This is a genomic window from Streptomyces sp. NPDC049970 (assembly GCF_040660235.1).
Classification (GTDB): Bacteria; Actinomycetota; Actinomycetes; order Streptomycetales; family Streptomycetaceae; genus Streptomyces.
On sequence record NZ_JBFALP010000046.1, the window covers coordinates 1 to 3,189 of the forward strand.

Annotated in this window: 3 protein-coding genes and 1 pseudogene; 3 read left to right on the forward strand and 1 reads right to left on the reverse strand. The window is 72.8% G+C overall.

What is annotated here, in order from left to right:
• A pseudogene (locus tag AB0I83_RS31295) lies at nucleotides 1-120 on the reverse strand (4-hydroxy-3-methylbut-2-enyl diphosphate reductase); the annotation flags it as partial.
• Between the two features lie 78 nt (nucleotides 121-198).
• On the opposite strand from AB0I83_RS31295, the gene AB0I83_RS31300 reads away from it, so the two are divergent.
• From AB0I83_RS31300 to AB0I83_RS31310, 3 genes are read left to right on the forward strand one after another with little or no spacing between them, the layout of a single operon-like run.
• The gene (locus tag AB0I83_RS31300; protein WP_363307037.1) at nucleotides 199-1,545 is read left to right on the forward strand and encodes an APC family permease; all 1,347 of its coding nucleotides are present in this window, start codon (nucleotides 199-201) and stop codon (nucleotides 1,543-1,545) included.
• 30 nt (nucleotides 1,546-1,575) lie between these two features.
• Nucleotides 1,576-2,787: an exodeoxyribonuclease VII large subunit gene (xseA, locus tag AB0I83_RS31305; RefSeq protein ID WP_363307036.1), complete on the forward strand. Its 1,212-nt coding sequence runs from the start codon at nucleotides 1,576-1,578 to the stop codon at nucleotides 2,785-2,787.
• Nucleotides 2,788-2,827: 40 nt separating this feature from the next.
• A complete protein-coding gene (locus AB0I83_RS31310; RefSeq protein ID WP_356535697.1) occupies nucleotides 2,828-3,082 on the forward strand; it encodes an exodeoxyribonuclease VII small subunit in 255 nt (84 codons plus the stop codon).
• Nucleotides 3,083-3,189 lie beyond the last annotated feature (107 nt).

Consider the following 3,189-nt stretch of genomic DNA (forward strand, 5'->3'; position numbering starts at 1 on the left):
GGCCCCGTACTGCTCCAGGGCCTTCTCGACGGCGATCACGGCACGGTCCACGCCCGCGCAGTAGCCACGGGGCGCGGCGAGCAGGACACGGCGGGCAGGAGTTGCAGTCATGCGTCCCATCGTAAGGCCGTACCGAACAGGCGCCGGATCGGCGGGGTCGGGAGACTGATGCGTACACAATCCAGCGACGGAGGCTTCATGGCGGGCACCGGCAGCACGGCCGAGGGAAAGCTGCGGCGCACACTCGGGTTCCGGGACCTGGTGGTCTACGGGCTGCTGTTCATCGCCCCGATGGCCCCGGTCGGCGTGTTCGGCACGCTGGACGCCAAGTCCCACGGGGCCGTCGCACTGGTGTACCTGGTGGCGACCGTGGTGATGGCCTTCACCGCGTTCAGCTACGCCCAGATGGTCCGTGTCGCGCCCCTGGCCGGGTCGGTCTTCGCGTACGCCCGCAAGGGCCTCGGTGAGGGTCCGGGGTTCATCGCGGGCTGGATGGCGATGCTCGACTACCTGCTGATCCCGGCGGTCGCCTACCTGTTCTCCGGGATCGCGATGAACGCGCTGGTTCCGGAGGTGTCGCGGTGGGTGTGGACGGCGATCGCCGTCGTGGTGACGACGCTCCTCAACCTCTGGGGGGTGCGCGCGGCGGCGCGGGTGGGTTTCGCGGTGCTCGCCATGGAGATCGTGGTGCTGCTGGTGTTCGTGGTGTCGGCGGTGGTGGTGCTGGCCAGGGACGGGGCGGAGCGCGGTTGGCTGACTCCGCTGACCGGGGACACGGGATTCACGATGACCGCGGTGCTGGGGGCGGTGTCCGTCGCGGTGCTCTCGTACCTGGGCTTCGACGCGATCGCCTCCTTCGCCGAGGAGGTGACGGGCGGTTCGGCGAAGGTGGCGCGGGCGCTGCTGTTCTGCCTGGCGCTGGCCGGGGTGCTGTTCGTGGCCCAGTCGTATCTGGCGGCACTGCTGGAGCCTGTGTCATCGGCCGAGCTGGCGGCGGACCCGGTGAAGCAGGGCTCCGCCTTCTACGACGCGGTGGACGCCTCCGTCGGCACCTGGCTGCACGACCTGGTGGCCGTCAGCAAGGCCATCGGTGCGGCCTTCGCCGCCCTGGCGGGGCAGGCCGCGGCCGGGCGCCTGCTGTTCGCGATGGCCCGGGAGCGCCGCCTCCCCTCGTTCCTGTCGCGGGTCGACCCCGGGTCCGGGGTGCCGCGCGTGGCGCTGATGTGCGCGGCGGTGGTGACGCTGGTGGCGGCGGTGTGGGCGGCCCGGCGCGACGACGGACTCGACCATCTGGTGTCGGTGGTGAACGTCGGCGCGCTCACGGCGTTCGTGCTGCTGCACGCCTCGGTGGTGGGCTGGTTCGCCGTACGCAGGATGGAGGGACCGCCGAGCTGGTGGCGCCATGTGCTGATGCCGGCGATCGGTGCCGCCGTCCTGGTCGCGGTGATCCTGGAGGCGACGACGAGCGCGCAGCTGGTGGGGCTGTGCTGGCTGGGGATCGGGCTCGTGGTGCTCGCGGTGCAGTGGGGGCGGCGGGCCGCCTGATTGTCGGTGCGGGCCGATACGCTCGCCCGTATGGCTCTCACTACGTCCCCGGAAGCCCCGCTGCCCGTAGGCGACGTGTCGCGGCTGATCGGCGGGTGGATCGACCGGCTCGGCGCGGTCTGGGTCGAGGGGCAGATCACCCAGCTGTCGCGCCGGCCGGGTGCCGGGGTGGTGTTTCTGACGCTGCGCGACCCGTCCCACGACATCTCGGTGAGCGTCACCTGCTTCCGTCAGGCCTTCGACCGGATCGCCGATGTGGTGACCGAGGGCGCGCGGGTCGTCGTCCTCGCCAAGCCCGAGTGGTACGCCCCCCGGGGGCAGTTGTCCCTGCGGGCGACGGAGATACGGCCGGTCGGCATCGGCGAGCTGCTGGTGCGGCTCGAGCAGCTGAAGAAGTCGCTGGCGGCCGAGGGGCTGTTCGCCCTGGACCGCAAGAAGCCGCTGCCGTTCCTGCCGCAGCTCATCGGCCTGGTCTGCGGGCGGGCGTCGGCGGCCGAGCGCGATGTGCTGGAGAACGCCCGGCGGCGCTGGCCCGCGGTGCGCTTCGAGGTGCGCAACACGGCCGTGCAGGGTGTGCACGCGGTGAACCAGGTGGTCCAGGCGGTCAAGGAGCTGGACGGACTGCCGGACGTCGACGTGATCGTCGTCGCCCGTGGCGGCGGCAGTGTGGAGGATCTCCTGCCGTTCTCCGACGAGGAGCTGATCCGGGCGGTGGCCGCCTGCCGCACGCCGGTGGTCTCTGCCATCGGACACGAGCCGGACTCGCCCCTGCTGGATCTGGTGGCCGATGTGCGGGCGTCGACACCGACGGACGCGGCGAAGAGGGTCGTGCCGGACGTGGGCGAGGAGCTCGATCGTGTGCAGCAGCTGAGGGACCGGGGGCTGCGGACGGTGCGGGGCCTGATCGAGCGGGAGGAGCGGGGGCTGGCGCACGCGCTGGGCCGCTCGTCGATGGAGCGCCCGCACCGGATGGTGGACGAGCGGGCGGCGGAGGTGGACGCCCTGGCCGGGCGCGGTCGCCGGGTGCTGGGGCATCTGCTCGACCGAGCCGACTCGGAACTCGCGCACACCAGGGCCCGGGTGGTGGCGTTGTCGCCCGCGGCGACGCTGGAGCGGGGTTACGCGGTGCTGCAGCGGCCGGACGGTCACGTGGTGCGCTCCCCCGCGGATGCCGGTGCGCCGGGCGAGGAGTTGCGGGCACGGGTGTCGGAGGGCGAGTTCACGGTCCGGGTGGCGGAGTGAGGGGCGGGGATCGTCGGACCCCGCGCATAGGGTGGACGGCATGACGGACGACGGGACGACGACGGCCGCCGCGGCGGGCACGCTCGGGTACGAGCAGGCACGGGACGAGCTGATCGAGGTCGTACGCCGCCTGGAGGCGGGCGGCACGACGCTGGAGGAGTCGCTGGCCCTGTGGGAGCGCGGCGAGGAGCTGGCGAAGGTGTGCCGGCACTGGCTGGAGGGTGCTCGCGCCCGGCTGGACGCGGCGCTGGCACACCCCGAGGAGCCCGCGGGGGACGGCGGCGGGACGGGCTGAGCGCCCCGAGCCGCCCTGGGACTGTCGGGCGCCACGACGGTGACGCGGCAGAAACCCGTCGCTGCGGTCGTACTCACGTGTCTGGTCCCCCTGATTCGCGGTTGCGC